Annotated in this window: 1 rRNA gene; it reads right to left on the reverse strand. The window is 52.3% G+C overall.

Going from position 1 to position 522, the window contains the following annotated elements:
* Positions 1-452 (reverse strand): 16S ribosomal RNA (locus IM294_RS21990); the annotation flags it as partial.
* Positions 453-522 lie beyond the last annotated feature (70 nt).

Below are 522 nucleotides of genomic sequence, written 5' to 3' on the forward strand. Positions count from 1 at the left end.
CCTTCCTCCCCGCTGAAAGTACTTTACAACCCGAAGGCCTTCTTCATACACGCGGCATGGCTGCATCAGGCTTGCGCCCATTGTGCAATATTCCCCACTGCTGCCTCCCGTAGGAGTCTGGACCGTGTCTCAGTTCCAGTGTGGCTGGTCATCCTCTCAGACCAGCTAGGGATCGTCGCCTAGGTGAGCCGTTACCCCACCTACTAGCTAATCCCATCTGGGCACATCTGATGGCAAGAGGCCCGAAGGTCCCCCTCTTTGGTCTTGCGACGTTATGCGGTATTAGCTACCGTTTCCAGTAGTTATCCCCCTCCATCAGGCAGTTTCCCAGACATTACTCACCCGTCCGCCACTCGTCACCCGAGAGCAAGCTCTCTGTGCTACCGTTCGACTTGCATGTGTTAGGCCTGCCGCCAGCGTTCAATCTGAGCCATGATCAAACTCTTCAATTTAAGTTTGATGCTCGTGAATTAAACTTCGTAATGAATTACGTATGTTCACTCAGAGACTTGGTATTCATTT

Origin of the sequence: Enterobacter cloacae complex sp. P43RS (assembly GCF_014930585.1) — a bacterium.
Classification (GTDB): domain Bacteria; phylum Pseudomonadota; class Gammaproteobacteria; order Enterobacterales; family Enterobacteriaceae; genus Enterobacter; species Enterobacter bugandensis.